A 16,638-nucleotide genomic window follows, 5' to 3' on the forward strand; every position below is an offset into this window, starting at 1 on the left:
GAGGGATCGCATGTCATTTTTGTCCAGACACGCCATGCTCGAAAAGAACGCCACGCTGATGCTGGTCGCCTCGCTTTTGGTGGTCTCCATCGGCGGGATCGTGGAAATCGCGCCACTGTTCTACCTTGAAAACACCATCGAGGATGTCGAGGGGATGCGGCCCTATTCGCCGCTCGAACTGACGGGGCGCGAAATCTACATCCGCGAGGGCTGCTACAACTGCCACAGCCAGATGATCCGCCCCATGCGCGACGAGGTGGAGCGCTACGGCAACTACAGCCTTGCCGCCGAAAGCCAGTATGACCACCCGTTTCAATGGGGGTCCAAACGCACGGGACCGGATCTTGCGCGGGTTGGGGGGCGCTACTCGGACGAGTGGCATGTCGATCACATGAGCGATCCGCAATCGGTGGTGCCGGAATCGGTGATGCCCAAATACGGCTATCTGACCGAAACCATCATCAAACCCACCTACATCAGGGACCTGCTTGGCGCGCACCGCGCGGTGGGCGTGCCCTATACGGATGAAATGATCGAAAACGCGGTTGCCGATTTCAACGTCCAGATCGACCCCTACGGCGACTGGGAAGACATGGTTGCCCGCTACCCCAAAGCACAGGTGCGCAACTTTGATATGGAACCGGGGATTTCAGAAATGGATGCGCTGATCGCCTATCTCCAGATGCTCGGAACGCTGGTCGATTTTTCGACCTTCACGCCCGATGCCAGCCGCTAGGGGGCCGCTATGACCTATCATATCTTTCGCGAAATTGCGGACAGCTGGGTGCTTTTGGCCATGTTCGTGTTCTTTACGGCGGCCAGCCTTTGGGTCTTTCGCCCCGGTAGCGGCGCGTCCCATGCCGAGGCGGCAGGCACGCCGTTCCGCCACGAAGACGCCCCTGCGGCCGATCGCGCAACGTCGCCCGAGGAGGTGCAGAAATGACGAGAAAATCACCGCAAAACCAAGAGGTCGAAACCACCGGCCACAGCTGGGATGGCATTGAGGAACTCAACAATCCTTTGCCGAAATGGTGGCTGTACACGCTGTACGTCACCATCGTCTGGGCGTTTATTTACGCGCTGGCCTATCCTGCATGGCCCGGTCTTCGCGGCGCAAGTGCGGGGTTCTTAGGCTTTTCGACGCGCGGCGAAGTGGCCGGGGATATCGCGCGGTTCGAGGCGCTGAATGCCAGCATCGACAGCGCCCTGGCAGCGGCGGATCTGACCGAAATCACGCCCGGTAGCGACCTCTACACCTACGCGCTGAACGCGGGGCATTCGGTGTTCCTCAACAACTGCGCACAGTGTCACGGCGCCGGGGCGGCGGGCAATGTGGGCTATCCCAACCTGCTTGACGATGACTGGCTCTGGGGCGGCACCCTTGCCGATATCCAGTACAGTGTGACCCACGGCGTGCGAAACACCGATGACGCCGATGCGCGCTATTCGCAAATGCCCAAATTCGGCGCGGACGGGATTCTGGAGGATGCGCAGATCGCGCAGGTTGTGAACTATGTTCTGCAGATATCGGGGCAGGACTTTGATGCCGGTCTCGCGCGCGCGGGGGCGGCGGTCTTTGAGGACAACTGCACGGCGTGTCACGGCGCGGATGGCACGGGGATGCGCGCGTTTGGCGCGCCGGACCTGACGGATGCGATCTGGCTGTATGGCGGCGATGCCGTCACCCTGACCGATAGCGTCACCAACGCGCGGTTCGGGGTCATGCCTGCCATGGGCCTGCGGCTTTCGAGCGCCGAAGTGAACGCCGTTGTCACCTATGTCCACGCCCAAGGGGGCGGAGAATAGCGCCGCGCGCGCCAGCAAATCTTGCGCGCAGGGGAGGTTTCGCGCGCAAGAGCACCAGCCCATGGGTCTGTCAGTGGCCGTGTTCACGATGTCTCGGGCTGGTGCACCTGTTTCTCCAAAGCGGCGCATATTTTGGTGCGCCGCTCTTTTTATGTTTAGAAGTAAGTGTTTACCCATGGGGCGGCCCGTGGTCTTGCTGCGGTGCAACAGTGCCCTTTCACAAAACCGCGAGGCTGTGGGTAGAATTTTGCGAAAATCCGCCTATAGTGAACCCAACGCAGGGCCGGTACGGAATTTGGTCCTCTGCATCGCCTCACGGTTTTTGCCGTGGTTCTTCGGGGCATTTCACTGCAACCGGTGAGGGCCGCACTTCGGCGAGGCAGGCATAAATCTGTACGAAAAATGCGGGCTCGCAGATGCGCTCGCTAGAAATGTAACGGTGTATGTCCTGCCGCGCGGACCGGAAGCATTCCGGCCCGTTTTGCTTTTGCGTACACCTTGGAAATCGAGGTTTCATGACGGATACTTCCGCAAGCGGCATTCCCGCGCCAGAAGGCGCATCGGATGTCATCGACACAAATTACGAAATCGGACAGGACAATATCGAAAGCTCGATAGGACCGTTCGGCTTCGATATCCACAATCCGGTGTTCCTGTTTTCGGGACTAGCGGTTGTGGCCTTCGTGTTCTTCACGCTGGCGCTGCCCGATCAGGCGTCGAGCGTGTTTTCATGGCTTTTTGCCGAGGTGACGCAGAAATTCGATTGGTTTTTCCTCGGGGCGGCCAATATTTTCGTGCTGTTTTGCCTTGCGTTGATCGTCTCTCCGCTGGGGCGTATCCGTCTTGGCGGCGCGCAGGCAACACCCGATTACAGCTACACAGGCTGGTTTGCGATGTTGTTTGCGGCCGGCATGGGCATCGGTTTGATGTTCTATGGCGTGTCCGAACCGCTGTCGCATTTTTCGTCCTCCATCGGAGGGACCGCGCTGGAAAACGGGGCGCGCACCGATTGGGCGCCGCTTGGCGGGGCCGAAGGCGACACCCAGGCCGCAATTCGCCTCGGCATGGCGGCAACGATTTTCCACTGGGGTCTGCACCCTTGGGCAATCTATGCGGTTGTCGCGCTCGCGCTAGCTTTGTTTAGCTATAACAAAGGGTTGCCTTTGACTATCCGCTCGGCGTTCTACCCGATCCTGGGCGAACGCGTTTGGGGCTGGTGGGGCCATGCCATCGACATTCTGGCGGTCTTTGCAACGCTTTTCGGCCTTGCCACATCGCTCGGCTTTGGCGCGACCCAGGCCAATGCGGGTCTGAACGAATTGTTCGGCATCCCGATGGGGGCGACAACGCAGGTGCTGTTGATCACCGCCATTTCGGCTGTGGCGACCTTTTCGGTCGTGCGTGGCCTTGATGGCGGGGTCAAGATCCTGTCGGAAATCAACATGGGGTTGGCGACGCTTTTGCTGCTGTTCGTGCTTATTGCGGGGCCGACACTGGCAATCCTCACCGGCTTTGTCGACTACTTTGCCGCCTATGTGAAGAACCTGCCTGCATTGTCGAACCCCGTGGGGCGCGACGACACAAACTTTATGCAGGGCTGGACGGCCTTCTATTGGGCCTGGTGGATCAGCTGGTCGCCCTTCGTCGGCATGTTCATCGCCCGCGTCAGCCGGGGCCGCTCGGTGCGCGAATTCCTGATTTGTGTGCTGCTGATCCCCTCGATCGTTTGCGTGTTGTGGATGTCGGTCTTTGGCGGCGTTGCGATCCAGCAGGTGGTCCAAGATGGCTACACGGCGGCGCAAGAGGCGGCTCTTGAACTCAAGTTGTTCAAAATGCTCGACGTTTTGCCTTTGGCAGGGATTACATCGCTGATCGGCATCGTGCTGGTCATCGTGTTCTTCGTGACCTCCTCGGATTCCGGTTCGCTGGTGATCGACACGATCACCTCGGGCGGGAAAGTCGACAGCCCCGTTCCCCAGCGTGTGTTCTGGTGCGTGTTCGAAGGCGCGGTCGCGGTGACATTGTTGCTCTCAGCAGGCGGTTTGCAATCGCTTCAGTCGATGGTGATTTCCACCGGCCTGCCGTTCACGATCGTGCTTTTGGTGATGTGCTACGCCATTTTCAAAGGCTTGATGGACGAACGCAAAGCCAGCTGAACGGCCTTGGACATCGACGACAACAGGCGTGGGCACAAGCTCGCGCCTGTTTTCATTTGCGCGCTTTGACCTGTGTCAAGGCAAGCGCGGACAAAGGGGGGCACAAGGTGGTATTGCTACTTTGTAAAAAGGCCGCTGCATGCGCCCCCCCAGCCCGTCTTCCAGCTTGGAAACAGACCTCTACGCTGCCCATGTCCCCGTGTTTCCGCGGCGCGTCAAAGGACGGTACCGCACCCTCAAATGGGCGATCATGGCTGTTGCGCTTGGCATCTATTATGTCACCCCGTGGCTGCGCTGGGATCGCGGTGCGGCCTTGCCCGATCAGGCGGTGCTGATAGATCTGGCCAACCGGCGTTTTTATTTTTTCATGATCGAAATCTGGAGCCACGAATTCTACTTCGTGGCGGGATTGCTGATCATGGCGGGGCTTGGCCTGTTTCTTTTCACCTCGGCGGCGGGGCGGGTGTGGTGCGGCTATGCCTGCCCGCAAACAGTCTGGACCGACCTCTTTGTCCTCGTCGAACGCTGGGTGGAGGGCGACCGCAACGCCCGCCTGCGCCTGTGGCGCCAAAAATACTCCTGGCACAAGGCCCGCTTGCGGCTCACGAAATGGGGGCTGTGGTTGGGGATCGGCTTTGCCACGGGGGGGGCTTGGGTCTTTTATTTTACCGATGCGCCAACGCTTTTGCTGGGCCTTTTGCGCGGTGAAGCCCACCCGATTGCCTACACCACGATGGCGTTACTCACCGCGACAACGTTTTTCTTTGGCGGGTTTGCGCGTGAACAGATCTGTATCTACGCCTGCCCCTGGCCGCGCATTCAGGCGGCGATGATGGATGAGGACACGCTGGTTGTGGGCTATCGCCATTGGCGCGGCGAGCCGCGTGGCAAGGGAAAGATCCGGCGCAAGGCCGCCCAAGCGCCCCATGATGCTGTGACCTATGCAGCCCAGGACAGCACGGGGCCAAAATACCGCTCTACTCCGATGCCGGGCTTGCGAAAAGCGCCCCAGACGCAGGTGGCTCTGCCCCAAAACCATGTCCAAGCGCTGGGCGATTGTATCGACTGCATGGCCTGCGTGAATGTCTGCCCGATGGGCATCGACATTCGCAACGGGCAACAGCTTGAATGTATCACCTGCGCGCTGTGCATCGACGCCTGCGACGAGGTGATGGATAAAATCGGCAAGCCGCGCGGGCTGATTGACTACATGGCGCTGACCGATGAGACCCGCGAGCGCGCCGGTGGGGCGCCCAGATCGGTCTGGCGGCATATCTTGCGCCCGCGCACGCTGCTCTACAGCCTGCTCTGGGCGGGGATCGGCCTTGGGTTGGTCGTGGCCATGGTCTTGCGCTCGCCTTTTGATGTGGCCGTTGCGCCGCTGCGCAACCCGACCTTCGTCACGCTTTCCGATGGCACGATCCGCAACGCCTATGATGTGCGGGTGCGCAACAAGGGCGGGGATGCCACCGATTTCTCCGTTGCCGTCACCGGCATCGAGGGCGCGCGCGTGGTGGTCGAAGGCTCTGACACCGACCACATTCGCGCGGGTGTCGATGCCATGGCGATTGCGCGGGTCTTTGTCCTTGCGGGCCCGCATACGCTGGCCGCGCATCGGGATCGAAGCAAAATCGATCTGGTCGTGACGGATGATATCAGCGGCCTGTCGGTCGCAACCGCCACTGTGTTCAACGCAAAGGAGGCCCAACCATGACCCTGCCTGACAGTCCCGCCCGCCCCCCGCACGACAGCGGTTTTCGCCTCACGGGCACGCATGTTCTGGCGATCACTCTGTGCGCCTTTGCCCTGATCATCGCCGTCAACCTGTTTATGGCCGTCCAGGCGGTCCGCAGCTTTCCCGGCCTTGAGGTCAAGAATTCCTACATCGCAAGCCAGACCTTCGACATCGAGCGCGCCAACCAGATCCGGCTGGGCTGGACGATAGACGCGCGCGTTGCACAGGAGGTGCTGCGCCTTGAGATCACAGATGCGCAGGGGGCTGTTGTGGTTCCGCGCGCGCTCAATGTCAGCATTGGTCGCGCCACCACGCAAGCTGCCGATTTCAGCCCGCAGTTGCAGATCGACGGCGGCGTCTATCTGGCGCATATCGGCCCGTTGCTGCCGGGCAACTGGGACCTGCGCGTCACCGCCATCGCACCCGATGGCACGCCCTTTCATCAAAAAATCCCTCTGGATATTCAAAGGTAGCCCCTCATGGCTGACGTGTCTTTTGCCGCTTGTCCGGCCTGTGTGGCTGCGCCTGCGGCCGCGGAACTGGCGCGCGCGCAGCCCTTGCGCACGGCGCGCCTTTGCCTCTCGCTGCCCGCCATACATTGCGCGGCCTGCATCACCGGGGTCGAGCGCACCCTGTTGCGACAGGAGGGTGTGCGCGCGGCGCGGGTGAACCTGACCCTCAAGCGTGTGCAGGTCGATGCGGCCGCGCAGGTCACCGCGCAAACATTGGTGCAGGCGCTGACACGCGTGGGCTTCGAGGCGTATGAACTGGACCCCGACGCCCTGGCGGCGAGCGAGACCGACAAACGGGGCCGTGCGATCCTGACGCGCATCGCGGTCGCGGGGTTTGCGATGATGAACGTCATGCTGTTGTCGGTCGCGATCTGGTCGGGGGCGCAAGCGGCCACGCGCGACATGTTTCACTGGGTGTCGGCGGCCATTGCCCTGCCTGCGGTGGCCTTTGCGGCGCAGCCGTTTTTCGGCGCGGCGTGGCGGGCGGTGAAAGGGGGGCGGTTGAACATGGATGTGCCGATCTCGCTGGCGATCCTGTTGGCCTGTGCCATGTCGCTGTTTGAGACCGTTCAGGGCGGCGAGCAAGCCTATTTCGATGCCGCCCTCTCGCTTACCTTTTTCCTGCTTGCGGGGCGGTATCTGGATTTTCGCACCCGCTCGCTCGCGCGCTCTGCAGCCGAACAGTTGGCCGCTCTCGAAGTGCCGCGCGCCACGTTGCAAGATGGCCGCATCGTGCCCGTGGCCGAAGTTGCGCCCGGCGCGACGGTGCGCGTTGTTCCCGGCGCGCGGGTGCCGGTCGACGGGGTGGTCATCAGCGGCACCTCCGAGGTGGACCGCGCGTGGTTGACGGGTGAAAGCCTGCCGGCGCTTGTTGAAACCGGTGATCGCGTCACGGCGGGGGAGGTCAATCTGACCGGTGCGCTCGTGCTGCGCGTCACGGCGGCGGGGCGCGACAGCAGCCTGCACCGCATCGCGGATCTTGTGGCTTTGGCGGAAACCGCCCGCAACCGCTATACCTCGCTGGCCGACCGCGCCGCGCGCATCTACGCGCCGCTGGTGCATCTGCTGGCGCTTTTGGCCTTTGTGGCGTGGTTTGCCGCGTCGCGCGACCTGCGCCTGTCGCTCAATATCGCCGTGGCGGTCCTGATTATCACCTGCCCCTGTGCGCTTGGCCTTGCCGTGCCGGCGGTGGTCACTGCGGCGTCGGGGCGGTTGTTTCGCGCGGGGCTGTTGATCAAATCCGCCACCGCCCTCGAACGCCTCGCCGAGGTCGACACGGTGGTGTTTGACAAAACGGGCACTCTGACAACGGGCACAGCGCAGCTGACCAACCTTGCGGCGTTTTGTGCGGATGAAATCGGTGTGGCGCTGGCCTTGGCGCAGGGGTCTGCCCATCCGCTCAGCCTTGCCCTGAGCGAGGCCGCCCGCGCGGCGGGGCATCGCGCGGCGCAGGTCACGGATATCCGCGAAGTCGCAGGTTTCGGGGTCGAGGGGCTCTGGCGCGGGCAGACCGTGCGATTGGGCCGCGCCGCTTGGGCAGGGGGGGCGGTCGGGCAGGGCGGGACGGCCGCCTGGCTTGTCATCGCGAAGGCCCCTGCGCGCGCCTTTGAGTTTACCGACGAGCTGCGCGCGGGGGCGGTGGAATTGGTCGCAGGCTTGCAAGCGCAGGGCAAGCAGGTGGTGCTGCTATCGGGCGACAGCGCGCAAGCGGTCGCTCAGATCGCCGCGCGCTTGGGCATCGTGTCGTGGGAGGCTGACTGTCTGCCCCAGTCCAAAGCAGCGCGGATCGCGGCGCTGGCGGCCAGTGGCAAACGGGTGCTGATGGTGGGCGACGGGTTGAACGACACCGCAGCTTTGGCGGGGGCGCATGTGTCGATTTCGCCGGCTTCGGCGCTTGAGGCTGCGCGGGTCGTGTCGGACATCGTGCTGTTGGGCCGCTCGCTTGCGCCGGTCGCGCAGGCGCTTGAGGTCGCCGTGTCTGCACGCCGCCGGATCAAGGAAAACTTCGCCGTTGCGGTGGTCTACAATCTGATCGCCGTACCGGTGGCTTTGGCGGGGTTTGCCACGCCCCTTGCGGCGGCGATTGCCATGTCCAGCTCCTCCGTTCTGGTGTCGCTGAACGCCGTGCGCCTGCGCCGCGCCGCGACCGCGAGGCGCAGGGTATGACTGTTCTTGTTTACCTTATTCCGGTGTCGATTTTCCTCGGGGGTGTGGGGCTTGGCGCCTATTTCTGGGCGATCCGCAGCGGCCAGTTCGATGACCCTGAAGGCGACGCGCAGCGCATTCTGTCGCAGGCCTATGACGATGCGCCCAAATCCTGAGGTCAGGGCTGCGCGCGCGCGATGAGGGCTTCAACCTGAGGTAGAATGTCGGCCACAATCAGCGCGACGCCTGTCTGGTTGGGGTGGATGCCATCCGCCTGAAACACGCTGGCACGATCCGCCGTGCTGCGCAGGCCGGCGAAAAAGTCGGGGTAAAGCAACGTGTCGTATTGCACCGACAGGTCGCGAAACATCCCGTCAAACGCCGCTTTGTACGCAGCGCCGTAGTTGGCGGGGGCCTGTAAGCCGGCGATCAGAACCGGCAGGTCGCGGGCCTGCGCCGTGGCGACAATCGCGTCCAGATTGGCCTTGGATTGCGCCGGATCAAGCGCGCGCAGCAAGTCGTTGCCGCCCAATTCGACGATCACCGCGTCAATGTCGGGGGTCAGGCTCCAATCCAGCCGTGCGCGTCCGCCCGCGGTGGTGTCGCCCGATACTCCCGCGTTCACGATGACGACATCGGTCCCGCGCGCATCCAACGCTGCCTGCAATTGCGGGACAAAGCCGCTGTCGCGCGCGAGCCCATAGCCCGCCGTCAAACTGTCCCCCAGCGCCAGAACCTGTAGCGGATCCCCAAGCGCGGGGCCTGCGCCCAGCAGGCCCGCCGTGGTTACCACGATTGCCAGGCTCCCCTTGCTTGCCCGCGCCAAGCGCCCATATCCTCTTTGGAGCCAAGCAGAAAGTGATCCTATGACCCCAGCGACCCCAGACCTGCGCGCCATCGAGCGCGCCGATGCAGCGGATGCGATAATTTCCGTGTCAGAGGCGCAGCTTACGCTGGATGGCAATGCGGGGCGGATCGAGATACTCAAGGGCATCACCCTTGCCATCGCCAAGGGAACTTCGGTCGGGCTGATCGGGCCTTCGGGCTCTGGCAAATCGTCTCTCCTCATGTTGCTGGGCGGGCTTGAACGCGCCACGGGTGGTATGGTGCAGGTGCTCGGCCACGACCTTGGGGTGTTGTCCGAGGACGGGCTGGCGCGCCTGCGTAGGGATCATATGGGGGTTGTGTTTCAATCCTTCCACCTTGTGCCGACGATGACAGCGCTGGAAAATGTCGCCATACCGCTGGAACTGGCGGGGGTGAAGGACGCATTTGCCCGCGCGAAGGCGGAACTTGACCTTGTCGGGCTGGGCCATCGCCAGAGTCATTATCCCGCGCAGCTTTCGGGGGGCGAGCAACAAAGGGTGGCCCTTGCGCGGGCCAGCGTTGCACGTCCCGATATCCTGCTGGCGGATGAGCCGACCGGCAATCTGGACGAAACCAATGGCGCAGCGATCATGGACATGCTGTTTGGCCTGCAAGAGCGCCACGGCGCGACGCTGGTGCTGGTCACCCATTCGCCCGATCTTGCCGCGCGCTGCGACCGCGTGATCGAACTGCGCGACGGGCGGGTGCATGAGGGCGCAGGGACAAGTGCGCCTCTCGCCGCCGGGGTCCCTGCATGAGCCTGCGCCTTGCCGCGCGCTACGCCGGGCGGGAACTGCGCGGCGGTTTGCGCAACTTTCGCATCTTTTTGGCCTGTCTTGCGCTGGGGGTGATGGCCATCGCAGCGGTTGGCAGCCTGCGCAGCGGGATCGAGGCGGGGCTGGCCCAACAGGGCGCACGCCTGCTCGGCGGGGATGCGGAAATGGAATTCACCTACCGGTTTGCCGCGCCGGGCGAACGCGCGTGGATGGAGGAAAACACCACCGCCCTGTCGGAAACCGCCGATTTCCGCTCCATGGCCGCGGCCAACCTGCCAGCGGACAGGACAGCCACGGCGGGGGCGTCTACTGCGGGGGCGGGCAGCGGTCCTGCGCGCAGCCTCACACAGATCAAAGCGGTTGATGCGGCCTATCCGCTGATCGGCGCGGTCGAACTTGACCCGCCCATGCCGCTCGCGCAGGCCTTCGCGGGCAAAGACGGTCTGGCAGGGGCGGTCATGGCCCCCGAATTGATGGAACGCCTCGGGGTTGTCGCGGGCGATCCGGTCACGCTGGGTGGCGCGCCCTTCGTGGTGATGGCGGCCCTTGTGAACGAGCCCGACAATCTGGTCGGGGGCATCGCCCTGGGGCCGCGCACTCTGGCGCTGACGCGTGATTTGCAGGCGGCAGGATTGCTCGGCGCGGGCACGTTGTTCGAAAGCCAGTATCGGCTCTTGCTGCCTGAGGGCGCGGATTTGGACGCCGTTGAAGCCCGCGCGACCGAGGCGCTGGGCGGTGCGGGCTTTCGCTGGCGGGACGCGCGGCGCGGGGCCCCCGGTGTCGAGCGTTTCGTCAACCGGCTGGCCGATTTCCTTGTGCTTGTCGGGCTTGCAGGGCTTGCGGTCGGCGGTGTCGGTGTCTCGGCCGCGGTGCGGGCCTATCTGGATCGCAAAACCGGTGTGATCGCCACGCTGCGCACGCTCGGGGCCAGCCAAAGTTTTGTGTTTCAAGTCTATTTTCTGCAAATCTTTGTGCTCGCCCTTGCCGGGATTGCGGTGGGGGCGATCTTGGGGGCGCTGATTCCGCTGGCGGTCATGCCGGTGATCGCCGCCCGATCGCCCGTGCCGATCCTCACCGGCATCTACCCCGTCGCACTGGCGCAGGCCGCGGCCTACGGCGTGCTCAGCGCGGGATTGTTCACGCTCTGGCCCTTGGCGCAAGCGGAACATATTCGCCCTGCCGCCCTGTTTCGCTCGGCGCTGGCCGGACCCACGGGCTGGCCGCGCGCGCGCTACCTCTGCGTCTTGGCGGGCCTTGTTGCAGCCCTTGTCGCCATGGCGGTGGTCTTTACCGGATCGACGCGACTCGCGGTCTGGTTTTGCGCCGGTGTCGTGGTGTCCTTTGGCGTGTTGTTGGGCCTGTCGGCGGCTATCCGGTTTTTCGCGCGCCGCCTCAGTCAGGTGGGATTTGTGCGCAAACGCTTTGCCCTGCGTGCGGCGCTTGCCTCGATTGCGGCCTCGCCTGCCGAAACACGCTCGGTTGTGCTGTCGCTTGGATTGGGGCTGACGGTGCTCTGCGCAATCGGACAGGTCGATTCCAACATTCGCGGGGCGATCACGCGCGATTTGCCCGACAAAGCCCCGTCCTTTTTCGTGGTCGATATCCAAAGCGACCAGATCGCGGCGTTTCGAAGCGCAATTTCCGGCACCGCCGGTGTGGATCGCCTGGAGACCGCGCCGATGCTGCGCGGGATTATCACCCAGATCAACGGGCAGGACGCCGCCGAAGTGGCGCCCGACAGCTGGGTCGTGCGCGGCGATCGCGGCATTACCTATTCCGACCTGCCGCCCGACAATTCCGAAGTTACCGCCGGTGCGTGGTGGCCCGAGGATTACAGCGGCCCGCCGCAAATTTCCTTTGGGCAGGAGCAGGCCGAGGAAATCGGGTTGGCGCTTGGCGACACGCTGACGGTCAACGTGCTGGGCCGCGACATTCGTGGCGAAGTCACCAGTTTTCGCGCGGTCGATTTTTCCGGCGCGGGGATGGGCTTCGTTTTGTCGATGAATAGCGCCGCCCTGTCGGGCGCCCCCCACACATTTATCGCGACGATCTATGCGTCGACGACGGCTGAAGGCGATATTTCACGCCTTTTGGGGCGCGACATGCCCAATGTGACGGTGATCGGGGTGCGCGACGCGATTGCACAAGTTGCCGATATCGTCCGCAGTTTGGCGGCGGCTTCCTTGGCGGGGGCCGGTGCGACGCTGGTAACCGGCGCGCTGGTGTTGATCGGCGCGGCCACCGCAGGCGAGGGGCGCAGGCGCTACGACGCGGCCATCTTCAAAGCCCTGGGGGCATCGCGGCGGGTGATTTTCACCAGTTTTGCCTTGCGCTCGGCCCTTTTGGGCGCGGCGGCGGCCCTTGTGTCGGTGGGGTTGGGCATGGCGGGCGCCTGGGGCGTGATGCGTTTCGTGATGGAGGCCGATTTCGTGCCGGATCTTGTGATTGCAGGTCTGATCGGCGGCATCGGGGTTGGCCTGTCGGTCTTGGCCTCGCTGCGGGTGATTTCGGTGGCGTTGCGCAGTGCGCCAGCACGGGTTCTGCGCGCTGACGACTGAGGTATCGCTCTGGCGCTTAGCCCGCGCCGCCGCCCTGACGCCCCTTGGCCCTTACAGGACGGGGGGGGGCAGGACGGGCGGCGCGGGCATGTGCGGGGCCTAGAAATCTTCCCAATCCGATGCGGGGTCAGGGGCCAGCGCCACGGCCGTTGCTGCGCCCTGGGGGTGGCCCGTCGGCGCAGTGGGGCGTGGCGGAGACGGCACTGAAGCGGGCGCCGGATGCGCCCTGCGCGCGCTTGGGGTGGTCGCGACGGTGAAAATCGCCGTGGTGCGCGACAGGGTTTCGGCCTCGCGGTTGAGTGCATGGCTGGCGGCCGTTGTTTGCTCGAACATGGCGGCGTTTTGCTGGGTGACCTGATCCAACTGGTTCACGGCAGAGTTGATTTCAGCGAGACCACTGGATTGTTCGCGCGCAGAGATCGCGATTTCCTCGACTTGCGTGGCAATATTTGTCACGGAGACGACGATGCCTTTCAATGCTCCGCCCGCCTCATCCACAAGGTTCACGCCGCGGGTGACCTGACCACTGGACGCGGTGATCAGCTGGTTGATTTCGCGCGCCGCATCCGAGGAGCGCTGTGCAAGGGCACGCACTTCGGAGGCGACGACGGCAAAGCCACGGCCCGCTTCGCCCGCCCGCGCCGCCTCGACACCGGCGTTGAGCGCCAAGAGGTTGGTTTGAAAGGCGATATCGTCGATCACGGAGGTGATTTTGGAGATCTGGTTCGAAGAGTTTTCGATTTCACTCATGGCCGTCACGGCCTCGCGCACAACGTCGCCACTGGCTTCGGCATTCTTGCGGGCATCGCCCACCATCGTGCTGGCTTGGTTGGCGCGATCCGCTGCGGTGTGCACAGAGGCTGTCAACTGATCCAGCGCTGTTGCGGTTTCTTCCAGTGTTGCGGCCTGTTTTTCGGTGCGCCGTGACAAATCGTCGGCGGCATTGGAAATCTCCGATGCTTCGCCGCGGATCATATCGGCATTTTCCACAACGCTCAGGATTGCATCCTGAAGACGCGTGACGGCGCTGTTGAAATCGAGGCGCAAGCTTTCGTAATCGGCGGAGAAAGGGTCCTCGATCACGGTGGTAAGATCGCCGCCTGACAGGCGGGCCAGACCATCGCGCAGGCGCTCGACCACAAGGCCTTGGGCGGCCTCGAAGTCACGCCGCGCGGTGTTCGCGGCTTCGATGGCCGTTTGCGCTGCGGTGATGTCATTTGCCATCAGAACAACGCGGCTGGTTTTGCCGCTGGCGGTGCGGATCGGGCAGATCGACCCATCAAAGATCGCGGTTTTCCCGCCATTGAGGGACACATGGAACTGCCCCGTGACAGGATCACCCCCGCTGACGGCCTCCCAGATCACCTCTGGCGTCAGGTCGCCAACAGTTTCAAAGAGGTTCGAAAAGCGCTGCCCCTTGAGGTCTTGGGCGGTGACATTCAACGCATTGGCAAAATTCGTGTTCTGGTGCGAGAGGCTGCCGTCTTTCGAGAATTCGGCAAAGGCCAGGTTGCTGTCAATCGCATCCATGATGGCCGAATCAAAGGAGGCTTTGGTGGTGTCTTTCCATTCCAGAACATAGCCGTTGGGCGCGCCGCTTGCGTCGCGGACGGGATTGATTTCAAGCTCGAGGCTCAGGTTTTCCAGTTCGACAGGCACAAGCATCGGCCAGCTGGTCGCCTGCGAGAGCATGCTGTGCGACCGGTTGTCGGGCCCATGAAAGAAGTCGATTTTTTGACCCACAATTGCCTCGGGGTCGAATTTGGGGATGCGGCGCTTCAATTCGTCGCTGTGGGAGGTCATCATGTTCTGAAACGCGGCATTGGCGAATTTGATTTCCAAATCGCGGTCAATAACGATCAGCGCCGCAGAACAGGCCTCAAAGGCCGAACTGCGATAGCTTGCCTCGATGGACGCCGTTTCCGCGTCGCCCAGATCGGTTCGGAACCGGTCAACGGATTTGGCGATCTCACCGATTTCGTCGTGGCGTTTCGTACCCGCGACCGTGGTGGTGTAGTCCTTTTGCGCAATCGCTTGAACGGCTTTGGCGAGCTTTCCCAAGGGTTTGGAAATGTCGAAGTAGATCACTGCGCCAAGTCCCACAGTGCCGATTGCGAAAATGCCAATTGCCAGCATCAGCGCGGTTTGGCGGTTTTCCCCGGCCTTGTTCAAAAGGACCGTCTCTGACCAGACGGCGGCAATCGCGCCCATGGGCGCGCTGGCAGAGTTTCCAAGGATGGGCTCCACGACGCCAAACCCGTCGCTGGTAATCACTTCCTCGCCCGTGTCCAAAGCGGTGGCAAGCGCCTGCGCGAGGGCGGTGTCTGTGCCGGTCGTGGTGCCAAATTCGAACAACACGTCGCTGTCGGCATTGAGCAAAATAACCCGCACCAGACTTCCGCTTGTCGTTTCATTGACCGAGGCGACCAAAGACTCCAGCGCGTCGAATTTTCCAAAGGCGACCGCGCCGCGCGCGGCATCCGCCAAGATGGGCGACATCATGCGCCCCGTCTCTTTGATGGCGGTGCCGGCGGTTTGATTGACGGTTTTGATATTTGTCAAAACCAGCGGCACCACGACGACGAGACCCATCAGCACCACGGCGGCGAGCATTTTCGCAATGATAGAACGCAGCCCGCGACCTCTCGGGCGTGTGGAGTCTTTGGTCATAATCTTTTCCGATCAACTAGCGAAGGTTAGAGCAGGGATTCCGCGTCGACACCGACGGTGACAGCGCCAATGGGGGCACCGCTTTCGGGATCGACCACCACAACAGACACCTGACCGACATAGGATTGGGTCGATTCGTCGAATTCGACCTCATCCACAAATTGCCCGTTCGCGCCCGCGCCATAGGTTTTCTGGTGTTTGGCTTCATCGCCCTGCCAGTAGTCGGAGGTGACGCCGGTGATCCCCGCGTTCAGGCCTTTGGCATCCATGACGATGATTTCGGCGATCTGCCCGCCTGCCTGCATCATCACGCCGCGCAGATAGTCCGACAGCGGATCATTGAGCACATCGGCGATGATCGGCGTGTCGGGGGAGGCCACCGTCGCCCGCCACTCGGCATCCAGTGCGTCGATTTTGGCCTGATCAAAATCCGCAGTGACCGCGTTTTGCGCCTTCAACGCGGCAACGATTTCAGGGCTCGCGGCCCAAGTGCTGACCTCGGTGTCGAGGTAGGTTTGCAAGACAGCGGTGAAATCGGTGGCCTGCGCCGCAGTTGCGGTCAGGCTGCTCAGGGCGAGCGCATAGACGAGGGAAAGTTTCATGGATCAGCCTTTCGGGTGCAAAAAATTCTTCTGCAGCCTAGGACCAATTTCCTATTTTTCGCTTAATCCCGCCCGATGTACCCCGCGCCCTTCGCGCGTGTCCCGACTAGACGGACACAGAGGCCATGACTTCTTCTTTGGTGAGCACGCCTTTGCGCCCCTCAAGCGAGACAGCGCCGCGCGTGAGCACATAGAAGGTATCAGCAAGGGCATAGGCGAATTCAAAGTATTGTTCGACAAGGATAATCGCCATGTTTCCCTGGTCGCGCAGATACTCGATCACGCGTCCGATTTGCTGGATGATATTGGGCTGAATGCCCTCGGTCGGCTCGTCAAGCAGCAGCACCTTGGGCTTGGTCATCATCGCGCGCGCAATGGCAAGTTGTTGCTGTTGCCCCCCTGAAAGATCGCCGCCGCGCCGATGTAAAAACTCTTTGAGAATCGGGAAAAGTTCAAAAACTTCAGCGGGGATATGGTGCTCGGAGCGTGGCAGGCAGGCATAGGCGGTCTCGAGGTTCTCGCGCACGGTGAGCAGGGGGAAAATCATCCTGCCCTGAGGCACATAGCCGATTCCCCCATGGGCAAGCTGGTGCGAAGGCTGACCGCTGACATCCTTGCCATCCAGCCAGACCTTGCCGGAGGAGGCAGGGTGCGTGCCTGACACGGCCTTGAAAAACGAGGTCTTTCCAACCCCGTTGGTGCCGGTGATCACGGTGACCTCGCCCACTTTCGCCTCGATCGAAAGGCCATGCAGGATTTGCGATCCGCCGTAGTGCAGCGTGAGGTTTTCAGTCTTGAGCATGTTGGTTCC

The 16,638-nt window shown here is 62.7% G+C and carries 14 protein-coding genes; 10 read left to right on the plus strand and 4 right to left on the minus strand.

Annotated features, from left to right (window positions below):
* Positions 1-10: 10 nt before the first annotated feature.
* The 8 genes from ccoO to ccoS all read left to right on the plus strand — a co-directional run bounded on the left by ccoO (position 11) and on the right by ccoS (position 8,530).
* Positions 11-736, plus strand: a complete 726-nt coding sequence (ccoO, locus tag AQS8620_RS09785; RefSeq protein ID WP_085836683.1) for a cytochrome-c oxidase, cbb3-type subunit II — start codon at positions 11-13, stop codon at positions 734-736.
* Positions 737-745: 9 nt separating this feature from the next.
* Positions 746-943 (plus strand): cbb3-type cytochrome oxidase subunit 3, encoded by a 198-nt coding sequence (locus AQS8620_RS09790; protein ID WP_085836684.1) that lies wholly within the window; start codon positions 746-748, stop codon positions 941-943.
* Positions 940-1,806: a cytochrome-c oxidase, cbb3-type subunit III gene (ccoP, locus tag AQS8620_RS09795; protein ID WP_085836685.1), complete on the plus strand. Its 867-nt coding sequence runs from the start codon at positions 940-942 to the stop codon at positions 1,804-1,806. Before AQS8620_RS09790 ends, ccoP begins: the two co-directional genes overlap by 4 nt.
* A 515-nt stretch (positions 1,807-2,321) precedes the next feature.
* Positions 2,322-3,962, plus strand: coding sequence for a BCCT family transporter (locus AQS8620_RS09800; protein ID WP_085836686.1), 1,641 nt, complete (start codon positions 2,322-2,324; stop codon positions 3,960-3,962).
* Positions 3,963-4,101: 139 nt separating this feature from the next.
* Complete coding sequence (locus AQS8620_RS09805; RefSeq protein ID WP_085836687.1) at positions 4,102-5,676, plus strand: 4Fe-4S dicluster domain-containing protein; 1,575 nt, start codon at positions 4,102-4,104, stop codon at positions 5,674-5,676.
* Positions 5,673-6,170, plus strand: coding sequence for a FixH family protein (locus tag AQS8620_RS09810; RefSeq protein ID WP_085836688.1), 498 nt, complete (start codon positions 5,673-5,675; stop codon positions 6,168-6,170). Before AQS8620_RS09805 ends, AQS8620_RS09810 begins: the two co-directional genes overlap by 4 nt.
* 6 nt (positions 6,171-6,176) lie before the next feature.
* On the plus strand, positions 6,177-8,375 hold the full coding sequence (locus AQS8620_RS09815; protein ID WP_085836690.1) for a heavy metal translocating P-type ATPase: 2,199 nt from the start codon (positions 6,177-6,179) through the stop codon (positions 8,373-8,375).
* Positions 8,372-8,530 (plus strand): cbb3-type cytochrome oxidase assembly protein CcoS, encoded by a 159-nt coding sequence (ccoS, locus tag AQS8620_RS09820; protein ID WP_085836691.1) that lies wholly within the window; start codon positions 8,372-8,374, stop codon positions 8,528-8,530. The genes AQS8620_RS09815 and ccoS overlap by 4 nt, the downstream gene beginning before the upstream one ends.
* Before the next feature lie 2 nt (positions 8,531-8,532).
* Here the strand turns inward: ccoS and AQS8620_RS09825 are convergent, their stop codons facing one another.
* Positions 8,533-9,147 (minus strand): arylesterase, encoded by a 615-nt coding sequence (locus AQS8620_RS09825; protein WP_234990445.1) that lies wholly within the window; start codon positions 9,145-9,147, stop codon positions 8,533-8,535.
* 73 nt (positions 9,148-9,220) lie between these two features.
* Between AQS8620_RS09825 and AQS8620_RS09830 the strand changes: the two genes are divergently transcribed.
* Together AQS8620_RS09830 and AQS8620_RS09835 are read left to right on the plus strand one after the other, a co-directional pair.
* The gene (locus AQS8620_RS09830; protein ID WP_085836694.1) at positions 9,221-9,979 is read left to right on the plus strand and encodes an ABC transporter ATP-binding protein; all 759 of its coding nucleotides are present in this window, start codon (positions 9,221-9,223) and stop codon (positions 9,977-9,979) included.
* Positions 9,976-12,555, plus strand: coding sequence for an ABC transporter permease (locus tag AQS8620_RS09835; protein WP_085836695.1), 2,580 nt, complete (start codon positions 9,976-9,978; stop codon positions 12,553-12,555). Before AQS8620_RS09830 ends, AQS8620_RS09835 begins: the two co-directional genes overlap by 4 nt.
* Before the next feature lie 99 nt (positions 12,556-12,654).
* On the opposite strand, the gene AQS8620_RS09840 is transcribed toward AQS8620_RS09835, so the two are convergent.
* From AQS8620_RS09840 to urtE, 3 genes are all read right to left on the minus strand, one after another.
* The gene (locus tag AQS8620_RS09840) at positions 12,655-15,225 is read right to left on the minus strand and encodes a methyl-accepting chemotaxis protein (protein ID WP_085836696.1); all 2,571 of its coding nucleotides are present in this window, start codon (positions 15,223-15,225) and stop codon (positions 12,655-12,657) included.
* A gap of 26 nt (positions 15,226-15,251) precedes the next feature.
* On the minus strand, positions 15,252-15,827 hold the full coding sequence (locus tag AQS8620_RS09845) for a hypothetical protein (RefSeq protein WP_085836697.1): 576 nt from the start codon (positions 15,825-15,827) through the stop codon (positions 15,252-15,254).
* Between the two features lie 106 nt (positions 15,828-15,933).
* On the minus strand, positions 15,934-16,629 hold the full coding sequence (gene urtE, locus AQS8620_RS09850) for an urea ABC transporter ATP-binding subunit UrtE (RefSeq protein WP_085836698.1): 696 nt from the start codon (positions 16,627-16,629) through the stop codon (positions 15,934-15,936).
* Between the last annotated feature and the right edge of the window lie 9 nt (positions 16,630-16,638).

The sequence above is a fragment of the Aquimixticola soesokkakensis genome (genome assembly GCF_900172375.1).
GTDB classification, from domain to species: domain Bacteria; phylum Pseudomonadota; class Alphaproteobacteria; order Rhodobacterales; family Rhodobacteraceae; genus Aquimixticola; species Aquimixticola soesokkakensis.